Origin of the sequence: Streptomyces sp. R44 (assembly GCF_041053105.1) — a bacterium.
Lineage (GTDB): Bacteria > Actinomycetota > Actinomycetes > Streptomycetales > Streptomycetaceae > Streptomyces.
Window position 1 is genome coordinate 3550900 of sequence record NZ_CP163444.1, and the last position, 26729, is coordinate 3577628.

General features: G+C 71.6%; 21 protein-coding genes and 2 pseudogenes. 10 read left to right on the plus strand and 13 right to left on the minus strand.

Going from position 1 to position 26729, the window contains the following annotated elements; all coding sequences use genetic code 11:
* Window positions 1-108 precede the first annotated feature (108 nt).
* The 3 genes from AB5J54_RS16340 to AB5J54_RS16350 all read left to right on the plus strand — a co-directional run bounded on the left by AB5J54_RS16340 (window position 109) and on the right by AB5J54_RS16350 (window position 1495).
* Window positions 109-447, plus strand: coding sequence for a hypothetical protein (locus AB5J54_RS16340; RefSeq protein ID WP_369144643.1), 339 nt, complete (start codon window positions 109-111; stop codon window positions 445-447).
* Window positions 448-545: 98 nt separating this feature from the next.
* On the plus strand, window positions 546-1166 hold the full coding sequence (locus AB5J54_RS16345) for an RNA polymerase sigma factor (RefSeq protein WP_369144644.1): 621 nt from the start codon (window positions 546-548) through the stop codon (window positions 1164-1166).
* Window positions 1163-1495: a hypothetical protein gene (locus AB5J54_RS16350; RefSeq protein ID WP_369144645.1), complete on the plus strand. Its 333-nt coding sequence runs from the start codon at window positions 1163-1165 to the stop codon at window positions 1493-1495. Before AB5J54_RS16345 ends, AB5J54_RS16350 begins: the two co-directional genes overlap by 4 nt.
* 61 nt (window positions 1496-1556) lie before the next feature.
* On the opposite strand, the gene AB5J54_RS16355 is transcribed toward AB5J54_RS16350, so the two are convergent.
* The 4 genes from AB5J54_RS16355 to AB5J54_RS16370 form a co-directional block, all read right to left on the minus strand.
* Complete coding sequence (locus tag AB5J54_RS16355) at window positions 1557-1940, minus strand: hypothetical protein (protein WP_369144646.1); 384 nt, start codon at window positions 1938-1940, stop codon at window positions 1557-1559.
* A 127-nt stretch (window positions 1941-2067) separates the two neighbouring features.
* Complete coding sequence (locus AB5J54_RS16360; protein ID WP_369144647.1) at window positions 2068-3663, minus strand: protein kinase; 1596 nt, start codon at window positions 3661-3663, stop codon at window positions 2068-2070.
* Window positions 3660-4226, minus strand: coding sequence for a hypothetical protein (locus AB5J54_RS16365; protein WP_369144648.1), 567 nt, complete (start codon window positions 4224-4226; stop codon window positions 3660-3662). Before AB5J54_RS16365 ends, AB5J54_RS16360 begins: the two co-directional genes overlap by 4 nt.
* Window positions 4227-4349: 123 nt before the next feature.
* The gene (locus AB5J54_RS16370; protein WP_369149350.1) at window positions 4350-6404 is read right to left on the minus strand and encodes an N-6 DNA methylase; all 2055 of its coding nucleotides are present in this window, start codon (window positions 6402-6404) and stop codon (window positions 4350-4352) included.
* Between the two features lie 290 nt (window positions 6405-6694).
* On the opposite strand from AB5J54_RS16370, the gene AB5J54_RS16375 reads away from it, so the two are divergent.
* Window positions 6695-7504, plus strand: a complete 810-nt coding sequence (locus AB5J54_RS16375) for a DUF4190 domain-containing protein (protein ID WP_369144649.1) — start codon at window positions 6695-6697, stop codon at window positions 7502-7504.
* 93 nt (window positions 7505-7597) lie between these two features.
* Window positions 7598-8341, plus strand: a complete 744-nt coding sequence (locus AB5J54_RS16380; protein WP_369144650.1) for a hypothetical protein — start codon at window positions 7598-7600, stop codon at window positions 8339-8341.
* A gap of 86 nt (window positions 8342-8427) precedes the next feature.
* Here AB5J54_RS16380 and AB5J54_RS16385 read toward each other — a convergent pair whose 3' ends face one another.
* Window positions 8428-9174 (minus strand): N-acetyltransferase, encoded by a 747-nt coding sequence (locus AB5J54_RS16385; protein ID WP_369144651.1) that lies wholly within the window; start codon window positions 9172-9174, stop codon window positions 8428-8430.
* Window positions 9175-9218: 44 nt separating this feature from the next.
* Window positions 9219-9659, minus strand: a pseudogene (locus AB5J54_RS16390) (HNH endonuclease family protein); the annotation flags it as partial.
* Window positions 9660-9750: 91 nt separating this feature from the next.
* Here AB5J54_RS16390 and AB5J54_RS16395 point away from each other — a divergent pair.
* From AB5J54_RS16395 to AB5J54_RS16405, 3 genes are all read left to right on the plus strand, one after another.
* Window positions 9751-10905: a tyrosine-type recombinase/integrase gene (locus AB5J54_RS16395; RefSeq protein ID WP_369144652.1), complete on the plus strand. Its 1155-nt coding sequence runs from the start codon at window positions 9751-9753 to the stop codon at window positions 10903-10905.
* 80 nt (window positions 10906-10985) lie between these two features.
* Entirely contained in the window at window positions 10986-13103 is a 2118-nt protein-coding gene (locus AB5J54_RS16400) for a tyrosine-type recombinase/integrase (protein ID WP_369144653.1), read from the plus strand.
* Window positions 13100-13723 carry a DUF6262 family protein gene (locus AB5J54_RS16405; RefSeq protein ID WP_369144654.1) on the plus strand — a complete coding sequence of 208 codons (624 nt, stop codon included), beginning with the start codon at window positions 13100-13102 and terminating at the stop codon, window positions 13721-13723. The genes AB5J54_RS16400 and AB5J54_RS16405 overlap by 4 nt, the downstream gene beginning before the upstream one ends.
* On the opposite strand, the gene AB5J54_RS16410 is transcribed toward AB5J54_RS16405, so the two are convergent.
* From AB5J54_RS16410 to AB5J54_RS16425, 4 genes and pseudogenes are all read right to left on the minus strand, one after another.
* Window positions 13704-15062 carry a tetratricopeptide repeat protein gene (locus tag AB5J54_RS16410; protein WP_369144655.1) on the minus strand — a complete coding sequence of 453 codons (1359 nt, stop codon included), beginning with the start codon at window positions 15060-15062 and terminating at the stop codon, window positions 13704-13706. The genes AB5J54_RS16405 and AB5J54_RS16410 overlap by 20 nt on opposite strands.
* A 36-nt stretch (window positions 15063-15098) precedes the next feature.
* Window positions 15099-15869: an HNH endonuclease family protein gene (locus AB5J54_RS16415; protein ID WP_369144656.1), complete on the minus strand. Its 771-nt coding sequence runs from the start codon at window positions 15867-15869 to the stop codon at window positions 15099-15101.
* Window positions 15870-15951: 82 nt separating this feature from the next.
* Window positions 15952-16179, minus strand: a pseudogene (locus AB5J54_RS16420) (hypothetical protein); the annotation flags it as partial.
* A 108-nt stretch (window positions 16180-16287) separates the two neighbouring features.
* Entirely contained in the window at window positions 16288-17127 is an 840-nt protein-coding gene (locus AB5J54_RS16425; RefSeq protein ID WP_369149352.1) for a hypothetical protein, read from the minus strand.
* Between the two features lie 122 nt (window positions 17128-17249).
* Between AB5J54_RS16425 and AB5J54_RS16430 the strand changes: the two genes are divergently transcribed.
* Entirely contained in the window at window positions 17250-17840 is a 591-nt protein-coding gene (locus AB5J54_RS16430; RefSeq protein WP_369144657.1) for a TetR/AcrR family transcriptional regulator, read from the plus strand.
* A 28-nt stretch (window positions 17841-17868) separates the two neighbouring features.
* Window positions 17869-19149 carry an SGNH/GDSL hydrolase family protein gene (locus AB5J54_RS16435; RefSeq protein WP_369144659.1) on the plus strand — a complete coding sequence of 427 codons (1281 nt, stop codon included), beginning with the start codon at window positions 17869-17871 and terminating at the stop codon, window positions 19147-19149.
* A 93-nt stretch (window positions 19150-19242) separates the two neighbouring features.
* Here AB5J54_RS16435 and mfd read toward each other — a convergent pair whose 3' ends face one another.
* From mfd to AB5J54_RS16450, 3 genes are all read right to left on the minus strand, one after another.
* The gene (mfd, locus tag AB5J54_RS16440; RefSeq protein ID WP_369144660.1) at window positions 19243-22773 is read right to left on the minus strand and encodes a transcription-repair coupling factor; all 3531 of its coding nucleotides are present in this window, start codon (window positions 22771-22773) and stop codon (window positions 19243-19245) included.
* Between the two features lie 400 nt (window positions 22774-23173).
* Window positions 23174-25756, minus strand: a complete 2583-nt coding sequence (locus AB5J54_RS16445) for an ABC transporter permease (RefSeq protein WP_369144661.1) — start codon at window positions 25754-25756, stop codon at window positions 23174-23176.
* Window positions 25753-26541 (minus strand): ABC transporter ATP-binding protein, encoded by a 789-nt coding sequence (locus AB5J54_RS16450; protein WP_369144662.1) that lies wholly within the window; start codon window positions 26539-26541, stop codon window positions 25753-25755. The genes AB5J54_RS16445 and AB5J54_RS16450 overlap by 4 nt, the downstream gene beginning before the upstream one ends.
* Window positions 26542-26729 lie beyond the last annotated feature (188 nt).

The window sequence follows — 26729 nt, forward strand, 5'->3', positions numbered from 1 at the left end:
CCCGGACTCGATCCGCAACCTCGGGCAGTGCCGCACGTCTGGTGGGTTGAAGGCGCCCTTCAGCTGATGTTCCAGACCGTGTTTCCGACACTTCCTCGGGAGAACTCCATGTCCAGCCACGCCAAGCCCCGGATTCTGGGCGTCGTCGCCGGTGTCGCACTGCTCCTCGGCGGCGGTTTCGCCGCGCAGGCGGTCGCCGACACCGCGCCGAAGCCGGCCCCGGCCCCCGCCGCGCCGAAGGTCGCGACCGCACCGGAGCCGGTGGCCGCGCCCGAGCCGGTGGCGGCCGCGCCCAGGCCCGTCGCGGCGCCCAAGCCGGTGCCCGCGCCTGCCGCGCCGAAGCCCGTGCCGGCCGCCCCCGAGCCCGTCGCCGCGCCGGCTCCCGTGCCCTCCCCGGTCCCCGCGCCCGCCGGTGACGCGCCTCGCGTGATCGCGCCCGGCAAGTAGCCGCACCGGGCGGGTGGCGCGGATCCGGTCCTCCCGGATCCGGTCCTCCGGATCCGCCCACCCGCCCCTCACTCCCCGACCCCGACGGATCGAGGCCCATGCCGTACGCCCTTCCCCTGCCCCTGGCGCCGCCCTGGTGGTCCCGGCTGCTCGCGCGCGTGCCGGTACGGGAACGTCCTCTGCACGCCGTCCGCACCCCGTACGGCAACGGGCCCGAGGCGCCGGGCCTCACCGAGCTCTACCGGGCGCGGCGGCTCGCCATGGTGCGGCTCGCGCTCTTCCTGGTGGACGACCTGCCGACCGCCGAGGACGTCGTGCAGGACGCGTTCGCCGCCGTGTGCCGCGCCTACGGCACCTCCCTCGACGGACTGCAGGACCCCGGGGCGTATCTGCACACCGCCGTCGTCAACGCGGCCCGCTCCGTGCTGCGCCGGCGCCGCACCGCGCGCGCGTACACCCCTCCCCACCCGGGCTCCGGCGCGCCCGTCGACGAGGGGCTGCTGCTCGCCGAGGAGCACCGGGACGTGCTCGACGCGCTGGCGGAGCTGACGCGGCGGCAGCGCGAGGTGCTCGTGCTGCGCTACTGGTCGGAGCTGACGGAGGCGCAGATCGCGCAGACGCTCGGCCTTTCGCGCGGCGCCGTGAAGTCCACCGCGAGCCGCGCCCTCGACGCCCTGGAGCGCAAGCTCGGGAAGAAGGACCTGGAGGCGGGCCGATGACATCCCCTGTCGAGGAGCGGCTGCGTGCCGCCCTCGCCGCCCGCGCCGCGCTCGTCACCCACCGCGAGCTGCGCCGTGACGCGCCTCCGCAGGGGCGCGGCTGGGGCACCCGCCGGGTCCGGGCGGTCGCGGTCGCGGTGTTCGGGGCGGCGGCCGCCGTGGCCGCGGTGTGCGTCCTCGTGCTGTTCCCCGACGGGCCGGCGGCCCCGGCCCCGGTGCTGCCCGCCCGTACCCCGGTGCGGACCGCCGTACCTCCGGTGCCCACACCGGCCCCGGCCGCCCCGGTCGTCCCGTCCGTCTCGGCGCCCAGGCCGGTGGAGTCGCCGTAGGGCATGAAGAAGGGCCGGAACCCTCCGGGTCCGGCCCTTCTCCGCGGAGCTGTGCGCGCGATTACTTCGCGGCGACCTCGTCCAGGCAGAGGACGAACTTGTCCGAGCCCAGCTGCTGGGCGAGCGCGGAGAGCTCGTCGCCGCACTTGTTGAGGTCGAAGGTGTTGTCGATGACCTTGACGACCTTGAACAGGTCGGCCTTCCCGGAGGAGCAGTCGACGGTGTCGACCTTCGGGTCGTTGTCGGGGCCGGTGACGGTGACGCACTCGCCGGCCTCGGCGTGCACCGGGGCGTCGCCCGTGAGGTGCGGGAGGCCGAGCTTCACCGCGACGGCGACGACGATCGCGACGACGATGCCGCCGACCTTCTTCAGGAGGGCGCCACCCTTCTTGGCGGGGGCGGCGGGCTGCTGCTCGGGCGTGAACGGAGCGGACGGCGTCGTCATGGGGAATTCCTTGGGAACGCGGGCGCGGACATGATCAGACGCGAACGTTACATGTGCCAAAACGGTCAAAAAGGATCATGAAGATCCACTGCCCAATCAGTTGTCGAGTCGTGACCCTGTCACCCCGTCAGGGCCGCTGCCCCAGCTGCCGCTGATGGTCGAGCGCCCGCCGCAACTCCACCGGAAGCGGGTGATACGGGCCGTACGCGCGCTCCGCGTCGAACAGCAGCCGCCCGAGCTCCTCCTGACCGGCCGCGTGCTCGCCCGCCGCCAGGAGCAGCAGCCCGATCCGCTGCCGGATGTCGAAGGCCCGGACCAGGTCCCGCTCGTAGTACGGCAGCACCGCGCGGAACTCCGCGAGCGCCGCGGCCGTCTCCCCCAACTGCTCCAGACACAGCGCCGCGTCGTAACGGAACTGCAGGAACTGCGGGTCCGCCGGGCCCGCCTCCGCCCCGCGGTCCTCCGCGAGCCGGCGCAGCTCCGGCAGCGCGCGCCGGTACTGGCCGTCGTCCATCAGCGTCGACGCGTACTGCTTGCGCAGGATCCGGACGACCGGCGACCCCTCTCCGTGCTCGGCCGCCGCGGCCGGCAGGATCCCGCCGAGCATGTCCACGGCCTGGGTGAGCGAGCCCTCCCCGAGCAGCCGCTTCACCTCGTCGACGGCCGCGGCCACGTCGGGACGCGCGGGCGGCACCCCGCCGGCGTACACCCGGGGGTCGGTACGGGGATCGGCCGGCGACGGCGGCGCCACCGGGACCGGCGGCACCGGCACCGTCACCGGCACCGGAGGCAGCGGCACGACCCGGTCCTGCGCCCGCTCCGGCCAGGGCGCGTGCGGCCGCAGGAACGGCCGGGTCGGGTCCATCGGCCCCGCCGGGGCACCGCGCGCCGGGAGCAGCGGCAGCAGGTGCTCGTACACCTCGTGCGCGCCGGACGGCCGCGCCTGCGGGTCCTTGGCGAGCAGCCGCAGGACCAGCGCCTCCAGCACCTCGGGGACCTCCGGGCGCAGCTGCCGGAGCGGGGCGGGCGGCTCGTGCAGATGGCGGTGGAGCACGCCGAGCGCGGTGGATCCGGCGAACGGCACGTTCCCGCTGAGGAGTTCGTGGAGCAGCACACCGAGCGCGTACAGGTCGGTGGACGGGCCGACGGCGCCGCCCATGGCCTGCTCCGGCGCCATGTACGCCGGGCTGCCGATGGGCGAACCGGTGTGCGTGAGCCGGGTGGTGTCCGTGTCCAGGACGGAGGCGACGCCCAGGTCGAGGACGGTCACGGTGCCGTCCGGGCGGATCATCACGTTCCGCGGCTTGAGGTCGCGGTGCACGATCGGCACCGCGTGCACGGCGGCGAGCACCGCGCAGAGCTGCGCGGCGACGCTGACCGCCCACTCCCAGGGGTACGGATCGTGCTCGGCGAGGTGGTCGGCGAGGTCCGCGCCCTCCACGTACTGCATGACGAGGTACAGGTCGTCGCCGTCGCTGCCGGCGTCGTGCACGGTCACCAGGCCGGGGTGGTCGACCTGGGCGGTCACCCGGCACTCCCGCACGAAGCGGCGGCGCAGCTCCTCGGCGGCGGTGGCGGGGCCGGTCATGGTGGCGGGCCGGAGCAGTTTCACCGCGACCCGGCGGTCGAGACGTCCGTCGTACGCCGTCCAGACCTGGCCCATGCCGCCCTGGCCGATGACGGTGGCGAGCTCGTAACGCCCGCCGACGACACGCCCGTTCACCTGCGGCCCGCGTCTTCCCCGCCGTTCCCGGTGTCCTTCCTGAGCAGGTCGCTGAGCTCGTCGAGCTCGGCGCGGACCTGGTCGATGCGCGGTCCGGGCGCGGCGGGCGGCGGGACGGCCGGGCCGACGTACGGGTTCGGGTTCCCGAAGGTGCTCGGGACCGTGACGGCGGTCGCGTGGTCGTGGCCCGGCGGGCCGAACGCGTCGGCGGCGGGCCGGTCGAACCGGCGGATCTCCGTCACCAGGTAGTACGTGAGCGAGCCCGCCACCAGGAGCACCATGACGCCGACGCCGATGAAGGACTCGGCGGTGGTCGGCTCCTGGTCGCCGGTGACCCCCGCGTACGTGAACAGGCCCGCCGCCACCAGGAACGTCACGGCGAACAGCACCCAGTCCACCGCCCTGCGCGTGACGATCGCGAGACGGAGCATCGGCGCCCATGCGAGAAAACCGCAGCTCAGCAGCGCGAGGGCGGAGAAGAGGACGAGCAACGCGATCCGGCCACCGGTGGCGGGGCTCTTCGGCGGCTGCGGAACCTGCGGGGCCTGCGGGGGGCCGTACATCCTGCTGCTCCTGCTCGGACGGATGGGTGCGGAGACGAGCGTATACACCCCCGCGGACAACGGTTCCGGGATACCCGGAACCGTTGTCGAACCGAGCGATCGCCCAGGGCCTGCAGAGCAGCCCTAGGGAGCCACCGTGCCGTCCGCCAGGCCGTCGTACAGGCCCTGGACCAGCTGGTCGCCGAGGCGGGCGGCGAGGCGCAGCGACTCCTCGAACTCGGCGAGCGCCCGGAACCGCTCCCCGAACCTGCGCTGTTCGGCCAGGGGCAGGCGCGGCAGCTGGAGGCGGCGCACATCGAGACGGGTCGCGGTGGAGGCGTAGCTGCTGGCCTGCCGGGTGTTGGCGGTGGCCCGCAGGAATCCGGCCAGGAACCAGGGGTCGAGGGCCGCCGGATCGGGGCGGAGCAGCTGGAGGTTGCGGCCGAGCGCGGCGCCCTCGGCGGAGGCGTCGACGACCCGGACGGCCGCGCCGCCGCCGAGGACCGGGACGATGACGTCCCCGGCGTTGAGGAGGACCGGCTCCTCGGGCGGGCCGTCGGGCAGCGTCCCGGAGGGCGGCTGCGCGGCGAGGACGTCGTGGTCGGTGAGGACGGCGACCGGGGATCCGGCGGGGGCGGTGCCCGTGCCGCCCGCGCGCAGGGCGAGGGCTCCGGCGCGGGCGAGTTCGCCGACGGTGGTCGTGGGCCGGCCGGGCCCGGTACCGGAGCCCGGCTCGGTCACGGGCGGCGGGGTCAGCTCGCGGGTGCGGTGCAGCGTCTCGGTCAGCCGCTCGCGCACCCCGGTCAGCTGGACCGCGCCCTCGGCGGCGGCCGGCGGTGGGAGGTGGCGGGCGGGGGCGAGGTCGACGTCGTCGTCGAGGAGTTCGATGACCGGCACGGAACGGTTCGCGCCGGGCGTCCCGGCGAGGGTGCCGTCCCGGTCGAAGGGCGTCCAGGCGTCCAGTACGGCGGAGTGGACGGCGGGCCAGTCGAGCCGGTCGCGGCCCTCCCGGCCCGGCCCGGTCTGCTCGGACGCGGCGTCGACCAGGAGGAGTTCGCCGGCGTGACGCTCGCCCTGGACGGGCCGGCGCAGCACCCACAGGTGGAGCGGGATGCCGTACGGCGGGGCGGCGCCGGCCGGGAGGGCGACGACCGCGCGCAGGGCGCCCCGGCGGAGCAGATCGGCCCGGATGCGGCGGCCGGAGCGGCGGGAGGCGGCGGCCGGCGGCATGAGGAGGACGGCGGTGCCGCCGGGGCGCAGACGGGCCAGGGCGTGCTGGACCCAGGCCAGTTCGGACTCCGTGCGGGCCGGGAAGCCGTACTCCCAGCGCGGGTCGTAGGCCAGCTCGTCGTGGCCCCAGTTCCGTTCGTTGAACGGCGGGTGACAGAGGACCGCGTCCGCCGCGAGCGTCGGGAAGGCGTCGGCGCGCAGGCTGTCGCCGGACCGGACGCGGATGTCGGCGTCGGTGGCGAGCGCCAGGCGCAGGGCGGTGAGCGCGGCGAGGTCGGGGTCGGCGTCCTGGCCGCACACGGCGCCGGGGTGCTGGACCGCGCTCAGCAGGCCGCCGGTCCCGGAGGCCGGGTCGAGGACGGTGAGCGGGACGCCGCCGCGGCCCGTCCTCGGGGCCGCCGCGAGCGCCGCCATCAGGGCGGCGGGGCCGGGCGGGGTGAGGGTGTACTGCCGGGGGTTGGCGTCGAGGTGACGGCCGAGCAGGAACTCGAAGGCCCCGCGGACCCCGCTCGCGGCCGCCAGTTCGGCGGCCCCGCGCAGGAGCGGGACGGAGGCGGCGAGCGCGGAGCTGGTGGGGGTGAGGACGGCCCGCTCGGGGCCGAGGCGCTCGGTGAGCGTCTCCTCCAGGGCGACGGGCAGCACCTCCGCGAGCCGCTCGTCGGAGAGCTCGGCGAGCGCGGGCCAGGCCGCGGACCTGTCCCGTACGAGGAGGAGGGCGCAGCCCGCGTGGACGAGGGCGGCGACGGCGCCGGCCGGGTGGCCGGCGACCTGCTGCCAGACGCGTTCCTTGAGCGGGACCTCGGCCAGCTTGCCCTGGGCGCGGAGCCACCGCTCGACGTCCGCGAGGGCGAACGACGGGCTGGTCTCCGTGCCGCCGACGGGCTTGGGGAAGTCGGGGTGGCGGCGGCGCCAGTTGCTGACGGCGGCCCGGCCGACCCCGGCGAGCCGGGCGATCCCGGCGGCGGTCACCTCGGCGGCGGCGCCCGTGTCCGCGGTACCGCCCGTGTCCGCCGTACCGCCCGTGTCCGCCGTACCGCCCGGCTGCTCCGCACCCGCCGCTGCTTCGTTCTCCGGCACGTGACCCAACTCCCCTGGCTCGCCCCTCTGGCTGTGACACCAATCCTAGCGAGGAACGCGCCACGCACCACTTCACAGTGTGAGTCGATCTGTTTTTGGTGAACCGTGTTGACTCGGTTCACAGCCTCTGCTGTGATTGACCCATCGCACCAGACATCGCCTTCGTCCGGGAGGACACACCCATGTCGTACGACACCCAGGTCCCGCCTGCCGCCGCCCCGCGGGTCATGCGCAACGGTCTCGGCACCGCGGCCCTGATCCTCGGCATCATCGGCACGCTGTCCGGTCTCATCCCGCTCCTCTTCTGGCTGGCCGGCATCCTCGGCCTGATCGCGCTGATCCTGGGCCTCGTCGGCAAGGGCCGGGTGAAGCGCGGCGAGGCGAACAACAAGGGAGTGGCGCTCACCGGCGCGATCCTGGGCCTCGCGTCCCTGGTCCTCTCGGTCGTCGGCCTGGTCATCACGGTCACCGCCGTCAGCGACGCGGTCGACGAGATCGACAAGTCCATCAAGGACACCGCCCCGAAGGACCCGTCGAGCAAGGCTCCGGCGAGCAAGGCCCCGGCGGGCGACGCCGGCAAGACCGACAAGAACAAGGGCCAGGGCCTGGAGGACGGCGACAGCTCGGTCTACGACGACGACCTCACGGTCACGGTCTCGGACCCGAAGCCGTTCTCCCCGGGCGAGTACGCGATCGGCCACACCAAGGGCAACAAGGCGTACCAGGTCACCGTCCTCATCGAGAACAAGGGCAAGGCGAAGTTCGACACCACCCTCGTGTCCTTCAGCGCCACGGCCGGCGCGAACGGCGTCGCGGCCGAGCAGGTCCTCGACGACAAGGCCGGCGCGGGCTTCGAGGGCACGATCATGCCCGGCAAGAAGGCCACCGTCACCATCGCCTTCGACGCCCCCAAGGACGCCAAGAACCTGACCGTCGAGGTCGACCCCGGCTTCACCTACGACGCCTCCCAGTGGGAGCTGAAGCTCGGCTGACCCCGGCCGGACACCCACCAGGCACCTCAGCACCTCAAGGACCGGGGCCCTTCGGGGCCCCACCCCCGCACACCCCCTCTCGGAGACACCACCATGCCTGCCGCCCCCCGCCGCACCGCCCTCGTCGCCGCCCTGAGCGCCGCCGTCGCCCTCGGAGCCACCGCCTGCGGCCCCTTCTCGGACGACGCGAAGCCGGCCGGGCCCTTCGGGGAGCTGACCGGATCGCAGATCGTCGACAAGGCCTTCGCGGCGACGAGGACCGCGAAGTCGATGACCGTGGACGTCGACGAGCAGGGATCCGCCGAGCCGCTCAAGGCCTACCTGTCCCTCGACACGCAGGGACGGTGCGCCGGCACGCTGACGATCGGCGCGACCGGCACGGTCGAACTGATCAAGCCGGACGACAAGAACGCCTACATGCGCTTCGACGAGGCCTTCCTGCGCGAGCAGGTCAAGGAGGACGGCCCGGAGGCGCAGGACGCCATGGTCAAGGAGCTCAAGGGCCGCTGGATGAAGGGGCCCGTCTCCGACCCCGACAACAAGGGCATGCTGGAGCTCTGCGACCTGAAGGGGCTCCTCGACGGGTTCGAGCAGGGCGCGAGCGGGATCGCGAAGGGCGAGGAGACCACCGTCGGCGGCCAGAAGGCCCTGGCCCTGACGGAGCCGGGCGACGGCGGCGAGACCAACACCGTCTACGTGGCCACGCAGGGCACCCCGTACGTGCTGAAGATCGTCACGAAGGGCGGCGAGGAGCCGGGCACGATCACCTTCTCCCACTACGGGAAGCCGGTCGAGGCCAAGGCCCCGGCGGCGAAGGACGTCGTCGAGACCGGCTGACCGCCGGTCGGGACGCGAACGCGTGAGAGGGCCGTCACCCGGGGGGGAACGGCCCTCTCACGTATGCGTCGTACGCGTCGGACGTGTCAGACGCGGTGGCGCACCCACACATTGGGCTCCACGTACACCGCGTAGCCGCGCGCGGCCTCGCAGTGCACCGGGACCAGCGCGCCCGCGACCTCGACCGGGCCGTCCGTGTCGAAGGGCAGGCCGGTCCACGTCCGCCACTGGTCGAGGGAGCCGGAGACCGTCATGGACGCCGGGGCCACCGCCTCGATCACACCGCCCGCGCGCACATGGACGCGGAGCCACGGGTCGTGCGGCAGGCCGTCGGCCTCACGTGTACGGAAGGCGTACTCGTGGATGGAGGCCTCGGGCTCCAGGTGCTTGCCGTTGGGGCGGACCGGGGCGACCAGCTCGGCGAAACCGCGCCTGCCGACGTTCTCCCGCATGGCGGCGAGCATCCTGTGCGAGATGCCCTTGCCGAGGTGGGCGAGGTCGACGGTGATCTCGATCGCGCTCACCGTGTCGGCCTCCCGGCCGTGCCGCAGATCGGAGAAGGCCCAGTTGAGGACCTCGTCCCAGCCGCGGGCGGGCAGCTCGCGGCGGCCCTCCACGTCCAGCCGGAAGGGCACGCTGAAGCCACGGGCGACGACCGCGCCCCCGGCGTCGGTGGCGACGAGCACGAACTCCGGGAAGTCCCGCACGATCCGGCCCATGTTGGCCCAGCCGACCGGGTCGTACATCATGAACTCGGGCCAGAGGTCCTTCATGGACCACATCGCCCCTTCGAGCTCGGGTCGTTCGGCGAGGGTCGATATGTTCAGGTCCATACCGCCAGGTTAAAGATCGTTCACGGAGTGCCCAACCGTTTTTTCTACGGCAGTCGCTCCTGCGGGCAGCCGGCGAGGACCCGCTTCATCGCGTCCCGCTCCCCCGCCGTCACCCACACCCCGTACTTCTTCTTCACCGCGACCTGCCGGGCCACGTACGTGCAGCGGTAGGCGCGGTTCGGCGGCAGCCAGGTCGCGGCGTCGCCGTCGGACTTGCGGCGGTTGGTGGCGGCGTCGACGGCGAGGAGGTTGAGCGGGTCGTTGGCGAAGCGGCGCCGGGTCTCGCCGTCCCACTTCTGCGCCCCCTTCTGCCAGGCGTCGGAGAGCGCGACGACATGGTCGATGTCGACCTTGGAGCGGCCCCGGACGTAGCGGACGGTGGTGCCGGTGTACGGGTCGTCGGTGAGGGTGCCGGAGGCGACCTTGCAGTGGCCGTCGGTGAAGCGGACGCCGGTCAGGTCGCGCTTGAGTATGTCGTCGCGGGTTATCTGCAGGCCCTTCTTCCTTGTGAGAGACGTGAGTGACAGCCGTGTCCTCCCTTTGTGTCTCGCCGTTATCAGTCACACCAAGAGGCACATGAGCGACATGCTCGGACAAGGGGAGGACTCAGCGATGTTGTGCACGGAGAGGGCCGTCTCTCCCACCACGGGAGAGGTCACCTGGTTACTCGTCGACGAGGAGACGTACCGGCCTCATCGCGAGGCACGGGAGTTCTCGCTCTACCTGCGGGGCGCCGGGCGCTCACCGCAGACGCAGCGCGCATACATTCCCCGGGTCGGACGCTTCCTCAACTGGTGTGCCGGGCGGGGCACTGACTGGAAGACCGCCGGCCTCGGGGACATGACGAGATTCAAGTTCCATATCGAGCGAACACCCATCCGACAGGGGCAGTTGCCCTCGGGGAAGACAGTCAATGCCGTTCTCACCGCTGTCTGCGAGTTCCTACGGTTCTGCGCTGTCCAGGGGCATGTGGAGCATGAAGTCGCCGCACGCCTGAGTGAGCCACGCTTCCTGACGTCGCCGCCGAGCGGCTTCGACCCGGGGGAAGGCGGCCAGCACCTCATGATCAAGACTCGCGTCCTGAAGGCGCCGACGATCGAAACAGCACCCGCAATTCTCACCGATCCCCAGGTCAGGGAGGTGCTGGAGACGGCCCGTTCAGCCCGGGATCGGCTGCTCCTGACGGTGCTCGTGGAAGGGGGACTGCGGATCGGCGAGGCTCTCGGACTGCGGCGGGAGGACATGCACCTGCTTCCCGACTCGACGCATCTGGGCTGCCGTACGCGAGGCGCCCATGTCCATGTCCGCCCCAGGCAGGACAACGTGAACGGCGCACGAGCGAAGGCAGGCCGCCATCGGGCGGTACCGCTGACTGAAGGTGCCGTGCACAGGTACCGCGACCATCTTTCGGAGCGTGAGAACGTGCCGGAAGCCGTCAGTTGCGACTACGTGTTCGTGAACCTCGCCGGGCCGTACGCGGGCAGGCCGATGACGTACTCCAACGCCAAGCAGATCGTCGAGCGGATCGGGGAGCGCTGCGGCTTCCGCGCCCGTCCGCACATGATGCGGCACACCGCGGCAACGCGATGGATTCGCAGCGGAGTCTCACCGGACGTCGTCCAGACGCTGCTGGGCCATGCCTCATCCGCGAGCACCGCTGTCTATCTCCACGCCCAGGACGAGGAACTCCGAGCCGCTGTCGAGCGTGTCTCGCCGGAGGTAATCCGATGAGGCAGGGGGCCGACTCGGCTGTCGTCGCGCTGCCACTCCAGGCGGATACATCTTGGGCTTCGTGGCTCGCGGAACGCCTGGTGTCCGGGTGGCGAGCGGCCGAGTGGGACGAGGGCGCACTGCTGTTCACCGCAGCCCCGGGCAACCCCGCGACCAGCGTATTCATCTGCAGGGTGGCGGCGTGCTCCACGCACGTTGCCCACAACGGCGGCCGCTGCAGCGCCTGCAGCAGAGCACGCTGGTCGCGGGGCAACCCGTCCGACTTCGACGTAACCTACGTACCCGATGCGGCGCGCCGTCGCCCCAATATCTCGACCGGGTCCCTTCCTGGAGTTTCCCAGTTCTCGCTCAGCGAGGTCTCCTCGGCAGTGCGGCGGGAGATCCAGTACGGAATCCAGCAGCGCGACGCCGCGGGGATCAACCTCGTGCCCCAGCGCGTCCGTCGTATGGTCGTCGCTCTTCCCGCCCCATTGCCGACGCTCCTGGATCTCGACGAGTCGTTCGTGCGGGAGCTGCCGGCGGAACTCGCGGGGATGCTGAACGGGATCCTCCAACACGTCCGACGTGCGCGCTTGGAGTACGAGGGCACCGATCCGACATCGGGAGACGTCTGGGAATGCTCCCTTGTGGGACTCGCCGCCGGTCCAGGGCGGAAATATACGGCCATGCACGGCGTCATCGACTTCCGCCCGGTCCGCCAGGCATGGCTGCGTGAGCTGCTGAAGGACTACGGCCGTGCGGTACGCCCCAATGTCATCGAGTTCCGCCAAACCGTGTACGCCGCGACACTCGCCTCAGCCGCCCTGACCGATCGCCCCCACGGTGATGCACCTGAGAGGTTGTCGATGGCGGACATGAGCGCCGTGGTGGAGGCGTTCCGGATCGCCAAGCGTCCGGAGAACGGTCAGGACTACTCGACGAGCCACCGGCGGGCACTGCTGCGCCTATGGCGAGCGTTCCTCGAGTACGTACGACAGGCCGGGCTGATGGACCACATCCCCGGCGGCTTCGCGCTGAACCCGAAATTCCACACCATCGCCGCGGTCGAGATCTCCGAGGACGAGATCGGCCGTGCCATCCCGGAACATGTCATCTCGCAGCTTGACGCTCACATCGAACTGCTCGGCACATCGACAGCGTACGAAAGCGGCGGCTGGACTGCCGCGGACTTCGCGCGGATGTACCAGGTTGCCTACATGGTTCTTCGGGACACAGGTCGGCGCCCTGGCGAGGTCACCAGCCTGCGCCGCGACTGTCTGCAATGGATCGACGGCAAACCGACTCTGATCTACGACAACCACAAGCGACGCCGACACGGCCGCCGCTTGCCCATCACCGAGGCGACCGCCCAGGAGATCGAGTCCTGGCAGAAGGCTCTTCAGGGCCTGCCACCGGTACCTGCGTGCGAGCAGTGGCTTTTCCCGTCACCAGGTCAGCGCAACCGGCCCCGGCGTGGTCACCTCACTCCTGCGCAGTTCTGCAACAGGATCTTCCGCGCCTGGGTCGACGAGGTCATTCCCGCGCTCGTGGACGAGCGTCTCAGCGACGACGGTGAGCCTCTCCCCTACGACCGCGCCCAGATCGTCCCGTACGGATTCCGGCACGCCTACGCCCAACGCCACGCGGACGCGGGTACTCGCCCCGATGTCCTCCGGGAACTCATGGACCACCGATCGCTGGACGTCACCATGGGGTACTACAAGGTCTCGCTCAGCCGGAAGCAGGAAGCCGTGCGCTCGGTCGCGTCGCTCGCTGTCGACCGGCACGGGAATTCCCGTGGCTTCAGCGACCCACTGGCCTACGAGGTGGAGAGCGTCGGAGTTCCGTACGGCGGCTGTACCGAGCCGAGCAATGTCAAGGCCGGGGGAGGGCACTGCCGCATCCGCTTCCAGTGCGCCGGATGCGACTTCTACCGGCCCGATCCCTCCTACTTGCCGGCTCTGGAACAGCAGATCGCGGACCTGCGGGCCGACAAGGAGGCCGCCCTGGCGATGGAGGCCGCGGACTGGGTCGTCCGCAATCTCGACGACCAGATCCGCGCGTACTCGAAGTCGGCCGTCGAGATGCGGAGGAAGCTCGACGCGCTGCCCGCCGAGGAGCGCGCGGTTGTCGAATCCGCCTCGCGCGAGCTGCGCAAGGCCCGCTCCGCAGCGGCCTTCGTCCCCTTGCAGGCACTGACGACACGGAGCCCCGAATGAAAAGTCCCGTCGCTTCCGGCAGCAATGACCGGAACTCACGGGTCGAGCGCCTGCGCGCCAGCCGTGCCAAGGACAGCGAGGACAAGACCAAGCGCGCGCTCGATGCAGTGGACGTCCTTCTCCACTCGGGACGACGCATCACCGTCAGCCAGGTGGCGCGGGACGCTGCGGTGTCCACGTGGTTCGTCTACAACCAGCCCCAGGTGCACCAGGCCGTTCAGGACGGCATCACCGCCCAGCGAGAACAAGTACGTCACGTCTCCCCCGGCCCGGAAGCAAAGCGGGTGTCCCCTGCCGGGCTGGCGACAGATCTCGCCCTGGCACGCGAAGAGATCAAAGAGCTCAAGAGGGAACGCGACCAGCTCCGGAACCGGGTCCGGCTGTCTCTCGGCGCCGAGCTGGACGGAGTGAACCAAGACAAGCTGATCGAGCGGGTGCAGCACCTGGAGCAGCGGAACACCACTCTGGATCAGGAACTGTCAGAGGCCAGGGGGCGGATCGCCGCCCTGGAGGGCCGGCTGCGTGAGACGGAAGACGATCTCACCGCCGCACGAGCCGGGCTCCGCCGTGCGATGCGGGCCGTTCCGTCCCCGGACGGAGTCAGAACGGGGGATCGTTGAAGAGCGAGCCGGTCCAGACAGGTGCGACCGGCTCGGATTCGCGCTGCTGAAGGAGCACGACAGCGTCTTTGACGCGGCCCAGGTCGATGAGGTGGCCGGCCAGGGAGCCGCTGTGAGCGGAGGCATACGGTTCGAGAGCGGCTACGGCTTCCTCGATCCGACCGTTCTTGGCGAGGAGATCGGAAATGATCCAGGCCGCATACGAGGTGTCGCCCTCAGGGTGCGCCCGCGCCTGCTCGACCGCCTCGTCGAGCAGGCCGCAGTCGGCCATGAGCGGAAGGCGCAACCGGAAGAAGTCCCACTCCTCCCGCCCATCACGGCGCGCCTTGAGGGCGTCGAGGTAGGCCAGGCCGTCCAGGGCGCGGCCATGGTCGGCATACAGGGTGCACAGTGTGTGGACGATCCAGTCCTCCGCGCCACCGGGTGAGTCCGCGAGCACGCGCATCACCCCGATCGCCTCATGGCCCCGGCCGTGCCGGACCAGGAGCTGCGCCAAGTGCACCGCACCGTTGCGCTGGCAGACCGGTGAGTCGCCCGGCTGCCGGTACACGGCGATGGCCCCTTCCACATCACCGCGCTCCTCCAACACCTCGGCCAGGCGCCGCGCGGCGTCACCGAGGTACTCGGTCGCCGCGTACGCACGCAGTTCCTCGATCCGATCGTGCCGAGCGAGCAGATCGGCCAACTGGTCGTGATTGTTGACGGAGGTGATGTGCTGCCGGGTGTGCAGCAGGGCGATCGCTTCGTCGACGCGGCCCTGACGTTCGCGGATCGTGGCAAGCAGCCCGATTGCCGTGTCGGGGTCGAGGCCTCGGCAGCACCATGGGCTGTCGCACCGGTGCTGGTCCGGGATCCGGGCGGCCAGCAGCGCGGCGATGTCTTCGTCCCGGTCTGTTCCCTCCGTTATGTCGACCAGGGCGGTGGCAAGGAACCAGTCCTCCACCCCGGCGCTCAGCCGACTGATCGCCTCGTCCGTACGTCCGTGCCGGGCAAGCAGCCGCGCGAAGAACTCGAGCGGAAGCCCTCCGACCTCTGTGTACGGCCGGACCAGGAGGATCGCCTCCTCAGCCCGCCCCCAGCTCTCCAGCAGCTCCGCCTGGGCCTGGGCGGCCGGCCACCAGCCCGTGGCGACGTACGGAGCAAGCACCTCCAACGCCTCGGCCTGCCGACCTTGGTCGCCGAGCAGCCGCGCCCACTCCCGCGCGCAGAACCACTCCCCACGGCCGGCCTGGAACTCCACCTCCTCCATGTGGCCCAGCTCGAGAAGTCGGGTGACCAGGAGCGGAGGAATGCAGCCGGACAACGTCCGGGTCCGGTAGTCGAGATCAGCAGCGTCCACGGCAGTGCACCCTAGCCACCGCCTCCGACATCGCCGTCAGTCTGCGCACTGCTTCAGCATCGTCGCCTTGTCCGCTCTCGTCACCGGAAGGTCGTATTTGAGGGCCACCTGTGCGAAGCGGACCGCGTAGGAGCACCTCACTTGCTTGTCCGGAGGCAGCCAAGACGCCGGTCCGGAATCGCCCTTGGCCGAGTTGGCCCGGCCCTGGACCGGGATCAGATTCAACACGTCGTTGGCGAGCTGCTCGCGCTTGCTCTTCGGCCAGCGAGACGAACCCATCTGCCAGCTGTACGACAGCGGCACCACGTGGTCTATCTGCACCTCGGAGGCCTGCTGTTTGCGCCACTCGATGGTCGTCCCGGTGTACGGGTCGTCCAGCGTCATGGCGATCACGACGCAGTCGGAGCCGGCTCGGAAACGAAGCTTCTGGCCATCGCGACGAATGAGATCATTTCGCGTGTCACACCCGTTCCTCGCGAGCGGCACCCCGTCGGCCGTGTCCATCCATGCATAGCCGAACTTGTCGCGGTCGTAGCCAGTCTTCGGCCCCCGCCCCTTCACGGACACTTCCTCGATGAGCTTGCGGGCCTCGGCCCTGTCCTCCGCGGTCGGCAGGGGCGCGAGCCCTGGCTTAGTACCGTCCGGGTTCTTGAGCGGGCTGACCGCCCGCCCACCGGGAGCCGGTCCGGGCCCCGCGGAGGAGCCGTCATCGCCGAGACCCTCGCATCCCGACGCGAGGAGCACGGCAGCCGTCGCCACCGTCACCGCACGGAGAAAACGCACGCCACCCGCCCTCTTGTGACTCATGTGCCTCTCAGTAAGCACAACTCACCATCCCCTGCATGAGCTGCGCAAATGCCTCAGTCACCCGGCGAAGCATAGAGATAACGCGGGTGCCGCAGCCGTTGCCGTCGACGTCCACCCAGGCGCGGCCGAACTTGTCCCGCTCGTAACCGGTCTTCGGGGCGCGGCCCTTGACGGTGAGGGTGTCCACGGCGGCGAGCGCGGTCCCGCGCGCGGCGGGCCTACCGCCCGCGCCGCCGGACGGCTCGCCCCCTCCGCCCGGCGAACAGGCGCCGGCCGTGAGTACGGCGGTGGCGGCGAGGGCCGCGGGCAGGATCGTTCGACGTGTCAGCACCCTGGGATCCTAGGCCGAGGAGTGCGGGACCCTTCGGATCTTTGGTCCCGAATCGGACGGCCCGAAGGCCCGGGGTGTGAGGTCGCGTCAGATCTTTCCGATGCCGAGGGTGTTCTCGGAGGGCAGCAGGCCGGAGCCGATGACGGTGAGCCAGGGCCCGCCCAGGAGGTCGCCGAGCCGTGCGGTGGCGTCCGGGCCGAGGGCCTCCCAGGGGCCGGCGGCCAGCTCGTCCGTACGGCGCTCGACCTCTTCGCGCAGGGCGCGGCCGGCCTCGGTGGCCGACCCGTCCGGGTCGAGGAGACCGCGGGCGATGAGGCGCTCGCGGGCGGCGGCCCAGGCGTCCTCGCTCCACCCCCGGCTCTCGAAGACGGGTTCCGCGGCGGCTCCGACGGCGGCGAAGGAGACGAGCGACTCGGCCGGGTCGAGACCGGCGGTGACCAGGGCGGCGATGTGGCCGTCGCCCCGGTGCTCGCGCAGGATCGTCGCCGCCTGCCAGAGGACGAGGTGCGGGGCCTCGGGCCAGGGCAGTTCGGCGTGGGCGGCGGCGAGCGGGCGGCCTTCGAGGCGGGCCGACTCGGCGGCGCGGCGGGCGAGCCCGGCCGCCTCGGCCAGTGCGGGGCTGTCGAGGACCTCCTGGCCGAGGAGGGTGCGGTAGATGCGGTCGACGGCGCGGAGTCGGGCGGCGAGCACGTCGGCCGGGGCGGCGACCGCCCACGCGGCGGGGACGTGCCGGGCGACCTTCTCGGGGCTGAAGCCGTAGAAGGCGGAGGCGACGCGGACGGGTCCGACGGGGCCGAGGGCGGCGGCGCGCCAGGCGAAGTAGGAGGGCCAGCGGTCGGCGGTCTCGTAGCCGAGGGCGGCGGCCTCCTCGAAGGCCTCCGGGGCGTAGTAGAGCACGGAGTGCAGGGGTTCGAGCAGGTGCCACATCTGACGTACGCGAGCGGTGTCCACGAGGTCCTCCCGATGTCGTCCACATCTTGTCGGTGACTAGATAGTACGCCGCCGAGCCGGGAACTTGTCAATGACTAGATGGAGGCTAGGCTGCTGTCATGACGACGAGCCGGAGTACCTACCACCACGGCGAGCTGCGGCAGGCCGTCCTCGCCGCCGCCCTCGACGTGATCGCCGCCGACGGCCCCGGGGCGCTCAGCCTGCGCGACCTCGCCCGCCGCGCGGGCGTCTCGCACGCCGCCCCCGCCCACCACTTCAAGGACCGCACGGGCCTGCTCACCGCGATCGCGGCCCAGGGTTACGAGCTCCTCGCCGCCGGCCTCGCGGGCACACCCGAACTGCGCGAACGCGGCGTGCGGTACGTCCGCTTCGCGAGGGAGCACCCGGCGCACTTCCAGGTCATGTTCCAGCCGGATCTGCTCCGTGCCGACGACCCGGACCTCCTCGCCGCCAAGGAGCACGCCTCCGCCGAACTCCGCGCGGGCGTCGCCGACCTGGGGGGCGTCCCCGACGCCCGTACGGCCGGCATCGCCGCCTGGTCGCTCGCCCACGGCTTCGCGACGCTGCTCCTCACCCACAACGTGCGGGACGCGGTCGGCGACCGCGACCCCGAGGAGTACTTCCGCTCGCTCACCGGCCTGCTCTTCGGCGGGGCCGCGTCCCAACCTCCCGCCGGGGAACGGGAATAGCCCGCGTCAGCCAGTAATTGACGGAGACATGCGAACCACGAACACGCTCCGTCGCTCCGCTCTCGCCCTCCTCACCACCGCCGCGCTCGCCTTAGCCCCCACCGCGCTCGCCGACGCCGGCCACCACGGCCCCGGCAGCCAGGCCTGGCGCGGCGCCTGGGCCGCCTCCCCGCACTCCGCGACCGCGCCGTTCGGCCCCAACTGGTCGCAGCAGGGCTTCGACAACCAGACGGTCCGCCAGGTCGTCCGCGTCACCGCCTCCGGCACCCGGACCCGCATCGAACTGACGAACCGTTACGGCACCGGTCCGCTGCGGATCACCGGCGCGACCGTCGCCCGTACCGCCACGGGAGACCGCCCCCGGAGCGCGATCGTGCCCGGCTCCGTGCGGACGCTCCGCTTCGACCACCGGCCGTCCGTGACGATCCCGGCCGGCGAGACCCTCCTCAGCGACGCCGTGAACCTCCCCGTCGAGGCCTTCGAGCAGCTGACCGTCACCCTCTACCTCGCGGACCCGACCGGCCCGGCGACCTTCCACCACCTCGCCTCGGCCACCAGCTACCGCGCCGCCGGCGACCACCGCGCCGACCTGTCCGGCGCCGCCTTCCAGGAGACCAGCAGCTCCTGGTACTTCCTCTCCGGCGTCGAGGTCACCGGCGGCCGCGACACCGCCCGCCGCGACGGCATCGTCACCTTCGGCGACTCCATCACCGACGGCGTCGGCTCCACGACGGACGCCGACAACCGCTACCCCGACGAGCTCGCCGAGCGCCTCGCCGCCTCCGGCCGGCCCCGCGCCGTCCTCAACCACGGCATCGGCGGCAACGAGGTCACCAACGACACCACCTGGGCGGGCGAGAAGGCCCTCAACCGCTTCCGCAAGGACGTCCTCACCGAGCCCGGCGTGCGGACCGTCGTCATCCTGGAGGGCATCAACGACATCGGCGGCAGCGGCCCGTCCTTCCCCGGCGGCCCCACCCCCGAGGTCTCCGTCGAGAAGCTGATCGCCGGCCACCGCACCCTGATCGCCGAGGCCCACGCCAAGGGCCTCAAGGTCGTGGGCGCCACCCTCACCCCGGTCAAGGGCTCCCCCTACTTCACCGAGGCCAACGAGGCCAAGCGGGAGGCCTTCAACGACTGGGTCCGCACCTCCGGCGCGTACGACGCCGTCGTCGACTTCGACCGCGCCGTCGCCGACCCGGCCGACCCGGAGCGCATCCTCCCCGCGTACGACTCGGGCGACCACCTCCACCCGGGCGACGCCGGCTACCGCGCCATGGCCGAGGCCCTGGACCCCGACGCGCTGTAAAGCCGTGGGGCGGCGCCCCGGGGCAAGAGCCCGTGGAGCGGCGCCCCGGGGCAAGAGCCGTGGGGCGGCACCCCGAGGTGCCGCCCCACGACCTCAGCCCCCGAGGATCGTCGTCAGGAACTCACCCGTCCACGCCAGGAGTTCACGGCCGACCACCGGCTTCCCGCCGATCTTCCCGGACGTCGGGCGCGGCACCAGGATCTGGTGGACCGCCGGCTTGATCACCGAGCGCGGGTGGAGACGCTTGAGGCGGAGCTCCTGGGACTCGCGCAGCTCCACCGGCGCGAAGCGGATGTTGGAGCCCTGGAGGACGATCTCGCCGACCCCGCACGCGCGCGCGAGCATCCGCAGGCCCGCCACCAGGAGCAGGTTCTCCACCGGCTCGGGCAGCTTGCCGTACCGGTCGGTGAGCTCCTCGCGTACGGCCCTGATGTCCTCCTCCGAGTTCGCCGAGGCGATCGAGCGGTAGGCCTGGAGCCGCAGCCGCTCCCCCGGCGCGTAGTCGTGCGGCATGTGCGCGTCGACCGGGAGCTCGATCTTGACCTCCAGCGGCGGCTCCTCCTCCACGCCGCCTTCGAGCGAGGCCCGGTAGTCGGCGACGGCCTCGCCGACCATCCGTACGTACAGGTCGAAGCCGACGCCCGCGATGTGACCGGACTGCTCGCCGCCGAGCAGATTGCCCGCGCCGCGGATCTCCAGGTCCTTCATCGCCACGTACATGCCCGCGCCCATCTCGGTGTGCTGGGCGATCGTCGCGAGCCGCTCGTGCGCGGTCTCCGTGAGCGGCTTCTCCGGCGGGTACAGGAAGTACGCGTACCCCCGCTCGCGGCCACGGCCGACACGGCCGCGCAGCTGGTGGAGCTGCGACAACCCGAAGTTGTCGCCGCGCTCGACGATCAGGGTGTTGGCGTTGGAGATGTCGATGCCGGACTCGACGATCGTCGTCGACACCAGCACGTCGAACTTCTTCTCCCAGAAGTCCACGACGACCTGCTCCAGGGCCTGCTCGGACATCTGGCCGTGCGCCGTCGCGATCCGCGCCTCGGGCACGATCTCGCGCAGCCGCGCCGCCGCCCGGTCGATCGAGTCGACCCGGTTGTGGATGTAGAAGACCTGGCCCTCGCGCAGGAGTTCACGCCGGATCGCGGCGCCGATCTGCTTCTCCTCGTACGGGCCGACGAAGGTGAGGACCGGGTGCCGCTCCTCGGGCGGTGTCGTGATCGTCGACATCTCCCTGATCCCCGTCACCGCCATCTCAAGGGTGCGCGGGATCGGGGTCGCGGACATCGTCAGGACGTCGACATTGGCCCGGAGCTTCTTCAGCTGCTCCTTGTGCTCGACGCCGAAGCGCTGCTCCTCGTCGACGATGACCAGGCCCAGGTCCTTGAACTTCGTCTCGGAGGAGAAGAGGCGGTGGGTGCCGATGACGACGTCGACCGAGCCCTCCCGCAGGCCCTCCATCGTCGCCTTCGACTCGGTCTCCGTCTGGAACCGGGACAGCGCCCGCACCTTCACCGGGAACTGCGAGTACCGCTCGCTGAACGTGCCGAAGTGCTGTTGCACGAGGAGCGTCGTCGGGACCAGGACCGCGACCTGCTTGCCGTCCTGGACGGCCTTGAAGGCCGCCCGTACCGCGATCTCCGTCTTGCCGTAGCCGACGTCGCCGCAGATCAGACGGTCCATGGGGACCGTCTTCTCCATGTCCTCCTTCACCTCGGCGATCGTGGACAGCTGGTCGGGCGTCTCCGCGTACGGGAAGGCGTCCTCCAGCTCCCGCTGCCACGGGGTGTCGGGCCCGAAGGCATGACCGGGCGCCGCCATCCGCGCCGAGTACAGCTTGATCAGATCGGCCGCGATCTCCTTGACGGCCTTCTTCGCGCGCTGCTTCGTCTTCGTCCAGTCCGCGCCGCCGAGCCGGTGCAGGGTCGGCGCCTCGCCGCCCACGTACTTGGTGACCTGCTCCAGCTGGTCGGTCGGGATGTAGAGGCGGTCGCCCGGCTGGCCGCGCTTCGCGGGCGCGTACTCGACGAGGAGGTACTCGCGGGTCGCGCCCTGCACGGTCCGCTGCACCATCTCCACGTACCGGCCGACGCCGTGCTGCTCGTGCACGATGTAGTCGCCGACCTCCAGGGTCAGCGGGTCGATCGTCTTGCGGCGCTTGGCGGGCATCCGCTGCCCGTCCTTGCCGGCCGCCTTCTGCCCCGACAGGTCGGTCTCCGTCAGCACCGCCAGCTTGAGCGCCGTGTCGACGAAGCCGAAGTCGATGGAGCCGCACGCCACGTGCACGACCGACGGGGCGATCTCCGTCAGGTCCGCGTCGAGGCGGGCGGCGATGCCCTCGCCGCCGAGGACCTCGACCGTACGGGACGCGGGGCCGTGGGCCTCCGTCACGTACACCGTGCGCCAGCCGTCGGCCAGCCAGCCTTTGGTGTCGGCGAGCGCACGGGCGGTGTCGCCTCGGTACGACTCGGGGGCGTGCATGCCCAGCGTCAGGGTGTCCCCCGCGACGATCTCGTCCGCCGCGAACGGCGACACCGACCACCAGGCCATGCCGAGCTCGCGCGCCCGGTCCCGTACGTCCGCGATCCCCCACAGCGAGGCCGCGCCGACGTCGATCGGCGCCTCGCCGCCGCCGGCGGTGGCGGCCCACGAGGCCTGGAGGAACTCCTGGCTGGTGGCCACCAGGTCGGCGGCCCGGGTCCGCACCCGCTCGGGGTCGCAGACGACGGCCATCGAGCCCTTGGGAAGGACGTCGAGCACCAGCTCCATGTCGTCGACGAGGACCGGCGCGAGGGACTCCATGCCCTCGACCGCGATCCCCTCGGCGATCTTGTTGAGCAGCTCGCCGAGCTCGGGATGCTCGACGGCGAGCGCCGCGGCCCTTTCCCGTACGTCCTCGGTCAGGAGCAGCTCACGGCAGGGCGGCGCCCACAGACCGTGCTCGGCCACTTCGAGGGAGCGCTGGTCGGCGACCTTGAAGTAACGGATCTCCTCGACGTCGTCGCCCCAGAACTCGATCCGGAGCGGATGCTCCTCGGTCGGCGGGAAGACGTCCAGGATGCCGCCGCGCACGGCGAACTCGCCGCGCTTCTCGACGAGCTCGACACGGGAGTACGCGGCGGCGGCGAGCCCCTCGACGACCTCGTTCAGATCGGCGGTCTGGCCGCTCCTGAGAGCCACCGGCTCCAGGTCCCCCAGCCCCTTGACCTGCGGCTGGAGTACGGAACGGATGGGCGCGACGACGACGGAGACGGGCCCGGCGGCCGGGTCGTCGTCGCGGGGGTGCGCAAGCCGGCGCAGCACGGCCAGCCGGCGGCCGACGGTGTCGGAGCGGGGCGAGAGCCGCTCGTGCGGCAGGGTCTCCCAGGAGGGGTACTCGACGACCCTGTCCGGGTCCAGGAGGGACCGCAGCGCGGCGGCGAGGTCCTCGGCCTCCCGGCCGGTCGCGGTCACCGCGAGCACCGGCCGCCCCGAGTCCCGGGCGAGCGCGGCCACGGCGAACGGGCGCGCCGCCGCCGGGCCGACCAGGTCCACGTGCGGACGGTTGCCGTCGGCGGCGGCCTTCACCGCCTCGGCGAGGGCGGCGTCCTTGACGACGACATCGAGCAGACCGTGCAGACTCATGGACCTTTTCCATCCCGGGTTCGTACGACGGGGGCGGGCAACGCGAACAGCCCGACACGTCTCACGGGCCGGGTGGTCCCGGACCCCAGGGCCCGGTGTCGCCCAGCCTACGACGCACCACGGACACCCGCTCCCGAAACACGACCGGGCCCGTTGTGGGCAGGCGTTCCGCAAGGGGCGGTGCCCACCCGCCGTGTGGGCAATCGTCCCGCAGGGCGGGACGGGTGGGCACACGGGACGGCGCCCTCAGCGGCGCCTCCGCCTTACGCGCCTGGACCCGCACCATCCGCTCGGTACGCGGGGTGCGGGTCCAGGCCCTGGAGCCTCTGGCGCCGGCAGGGGCGCCGTTCCGTTGTGCCCACCCGTTCCGCCCCGGCGGAACGCATGCCCACAACGGGAGCTACTCGCTCGCGATCGCGTTCAGGACGTTCATCCGGCCCGCGCGGAACGCCGGGACCAGCGCCGCGAACAGCCCCACGAAGGCCGAGCCGATGAAGACCGTCACGATCGTCGGCCAGGGGATCTCCAGGACCCCGAGGCCTTCGAGGGCGAGGAGCTTCTGGGCGGCGGTGCCCCAGCCCATCCCGAGGCCCAGGCCGAGCAGCGCGCCGAAGAGGGCGATGACCACCGACTCCAGGCGGATCATGCGCCGCAGCTGCCGCCGGGAGAGCCCGATGGCCCGCATGAGGCCGATCTCGCGGGTCCGCTCGACCACCGAGAGGGCGAGGGTGTTCACGACACCGAGGACCGCGACGACGATCGCGAGCGCGAGGAGCCCGTACACGATGTTGAGCAGCTGACCGACCTGGTTCTGCAGCTCCTCCTTGTAGTCGGCCTGGTTGCTGACCTTGTACTGCGGGTACGGCGCGAGCGCGTCCTTGAGGGCCTGGTACGCCGCGTCCTCCTGGCCGTCCTTGGCGCTGGCCAGGATGAGGAGGCTGTTCGGTACCCGCTCGGCCGGCAGGTGGCGGGCGACGGTGGACACGTTCGTGTACATCGCGCCCTTGTCGACCTGCCCGGTGTCCGCCGTGATCGCCGCGACCTTCAGCTTGACCGTGTCGCCGCCCGTGAAGGCGAGGGTCAGGACGTCGCCGACCTTCACGCCGTGCTCGGTGGCGTAGTCGCTGCCGACGGACATGGCGTTCTCGCCGTACGCGTCGGTGAGGGTGCCCGCGGTGGTCTCGCGGCGCAGGTCCTTCACGTACGTGGGGTCGGTGGCGGCCAGGTCGGCCGTGGTGGTCCTGCCGCGCGGGTCGGTGACCTTCGCGTCGACCCACTTGTACGCGGTGACGTGGTCCAGGCCGGGGGTCTTCTCCACGGCGGCCTGCGCCTGCGGCACGATCGGCTGCCCGGTGCCGGACTGCACGATGAAGTCGGCGCCGACGGACCGGTCGAGTTCCTCGGTGGCCGAGGCGACCATCGAGGAGCCGACGACGGACAGGCCGGCGACGAGCGCGAGGCCGATCATCAGGGCGGCGGCGGTGGCGCCGGTGCGGCGCGGGTTGCGGAGCGCGTTGCGCTCGGCCATCCGGCCGACGGGCCCGAAGATCCGCAGGACGACGGCGCCGAGGACGCGGACGACGACGCCGGCGAGGAGCGGGCCGATGACGACGAAGCCGAGGAGGGAGAGGACGACGCCGAGGCCGAGCCAGAGGGAGCCGGGTCCGGCCTCGGCGGCGCGGGCCGCCGCCACGAGGGCGGCCGCTCCGGCGGCGGTGAGGACGAGCCCGAGCACGCCCCGTACCCGTCCGGCCTTGCCGTCGGCGGGGGTGCCCGCGTCGCGGAGCGCGGCCATCGGGGAGACCTTCCCGGCCCGGCGGGCGGGGATGTACGCGGCGAGGACGGTGACGACGATGCCGAGGGCGAGGCCGACGGCGGGGGTCGTCCAGGCGACGGTGAGGTCGCGGGTGGAGAGTTCCATGCCCATGGAGGACATGAGCTTCATGAGCCCGACGGCGAGGCCGACGCCCGCGGCGACGCCGGCGATCGAGCCGACGAGGCCGAGGAGGACCGCCTCGACGAGGACGGAACGGTTCACCTGCTCGCGGCTGGAGCCGATGGCCCGCATGAGGCCGATCTCGCGGGTGCGCTGGGCGACCAGCATGGAGAAGGTGTTGACGATGAGGAAGATGCCGACGAGGAAGGCGATCCCGGCGAAGCCGAGCATCGCGTACTTCATGACGTCGAGGAATCCGGCGACGTCCTCGCGGCCCGCGTCGGCGACCTCGGCGGCGGTGTGCAGCTTGTAGTTCTTCGCGTCGGCGCCGAGCGCGGCGGCCACGTCCGCCTTGAGGGCGTCGTCGCCGACACCGGGCTTCGCGTCGACCATGACCTGGGTGAACAGGCCTTCCTTGCCGAGGAGTTCGCGCTGCGCGGTGACGGTGTCGAAGTAGACGACGGTGGCGCCGGGGTTGGTGACCTTGAACTCGACGATGCCGGAGATCTTCGCGCTGTGGTCGCCGGTGACGGCGATCGTGCGCAGGGTGTCGCCGATCTTCAGGTGGTGCTTCTCCGCGGTGCCGGCGTCGACGACGACGTCGGTGGGCCCGCGCGGTTCGTGGCCGGAGGCCAGTTCGACCGAACGGAGCTCGTAGGGGCTCCAGTTGACGGCGATGGTCGGCGCGCCGCCGGTCGGTCCGACGTTCTTGTTCTTCGCGTCGACGACGGTGACGCTCAGGGAGGTGACGGAGCCCTGCGCGTCCTTGACGCCTTCGGCCTTCCTGACCCGCTCGACGAGCGAGGCGGGCAGGGACTCGGGTCGGCCGTTCTGCGGGGTCTCGTCGTTGCCGCCCGCGCCCTTCGGGCTGACGGTGACGTCGGAGGCGGTCGACGCGAAGAGCTTGTCGAACGTCGTGTTCATGGTGTCGGTGAAGACGAGGGTCCCACTGACGAACGCGACGGAGAGCAGGACGGCGACGGCGGAGAGCGCCATGCGGCCCTTGTGCGCGAGGAAGTTGCGCAGCGAGGTCTTGAGGACGGTCATGACGTCCGCCCGCGCGCGTCGAAGTCCTTCATGCGGTCGAGTACGGCGTCGGCGGTGGGCCGCTCCATCTCGTCCACGATCCGCCCGTCGGCGAGGTAGAGCACCCGGTCCGCGTAGGAGGCGGCGACGGGGTCGTGGGTGACCATGACGATGGTCTGGCCCAGTTCGTCCACGGAGGCGCGGAGGAAGCCGAGGACCTCGGCGCCGGCCCGCGAGTCCAGGTTTCCGGTCGGCTCGTCACCGAAGATGATCTCCGGCCGGGCGGCGAGCGCGCGGGCGACGGCGACGCGCTGCTGCTGGCCGCCGGAGAGCTGGTTCGGCCGGTGCTTGAGCCGCTCGGAGAGCCCGACGGTGTCGACGACCCGCCGCAGCCACTCGGCGTCCGGCTTGCGCCCGGCGATGTCCATCGGCAGCGTGATGTTCTCGATGGCGTTCAGGGTGGGCAGCAGGTTGAACGCCTGGAAGATGAAGCCGATCCGGTCCCGGCGCAGCCGGGTGAGCTTCTTGTCCTTGAGGCCGGTGATCTCGGTCTCGTCGAGGAAGATCTGCCCGCTGGTGACGGTGTCGAGCCCGGCGAGGCAGTGCATCAGGGTCGACTTGCCGGAACCCGAGGGTCCCATGATCGCGGTGAACCGCCCGCGGGCGATGTCCACGTCGACGGAGTCGAGGGCGACGACCCGGGTCTCCCCCGAGCCGTACGCCTTCACGACCTGCCGCGCCCGCGCCGCGACGGCCGTCCCCTCGCCAGTACCCCCGTGCCTGGGGATGGTCACAGCCGAAGTCACGGATTTCTCCTTGGAGCGGTGGGTGGGTTTGTAGGTTCAAGTTAAGAAGCGCGAACGGCACTTCTCGTCCTCCGCCGGTACGAACGACCCCTGGCCCGCATGGGGGAGGAGCCCCTAGGGGTTCCCCCCCTCTGGGTGGAGTGAGACCCTGACTCGCGCACATTTAGGTGTACGAAGAAAGGAAGGGG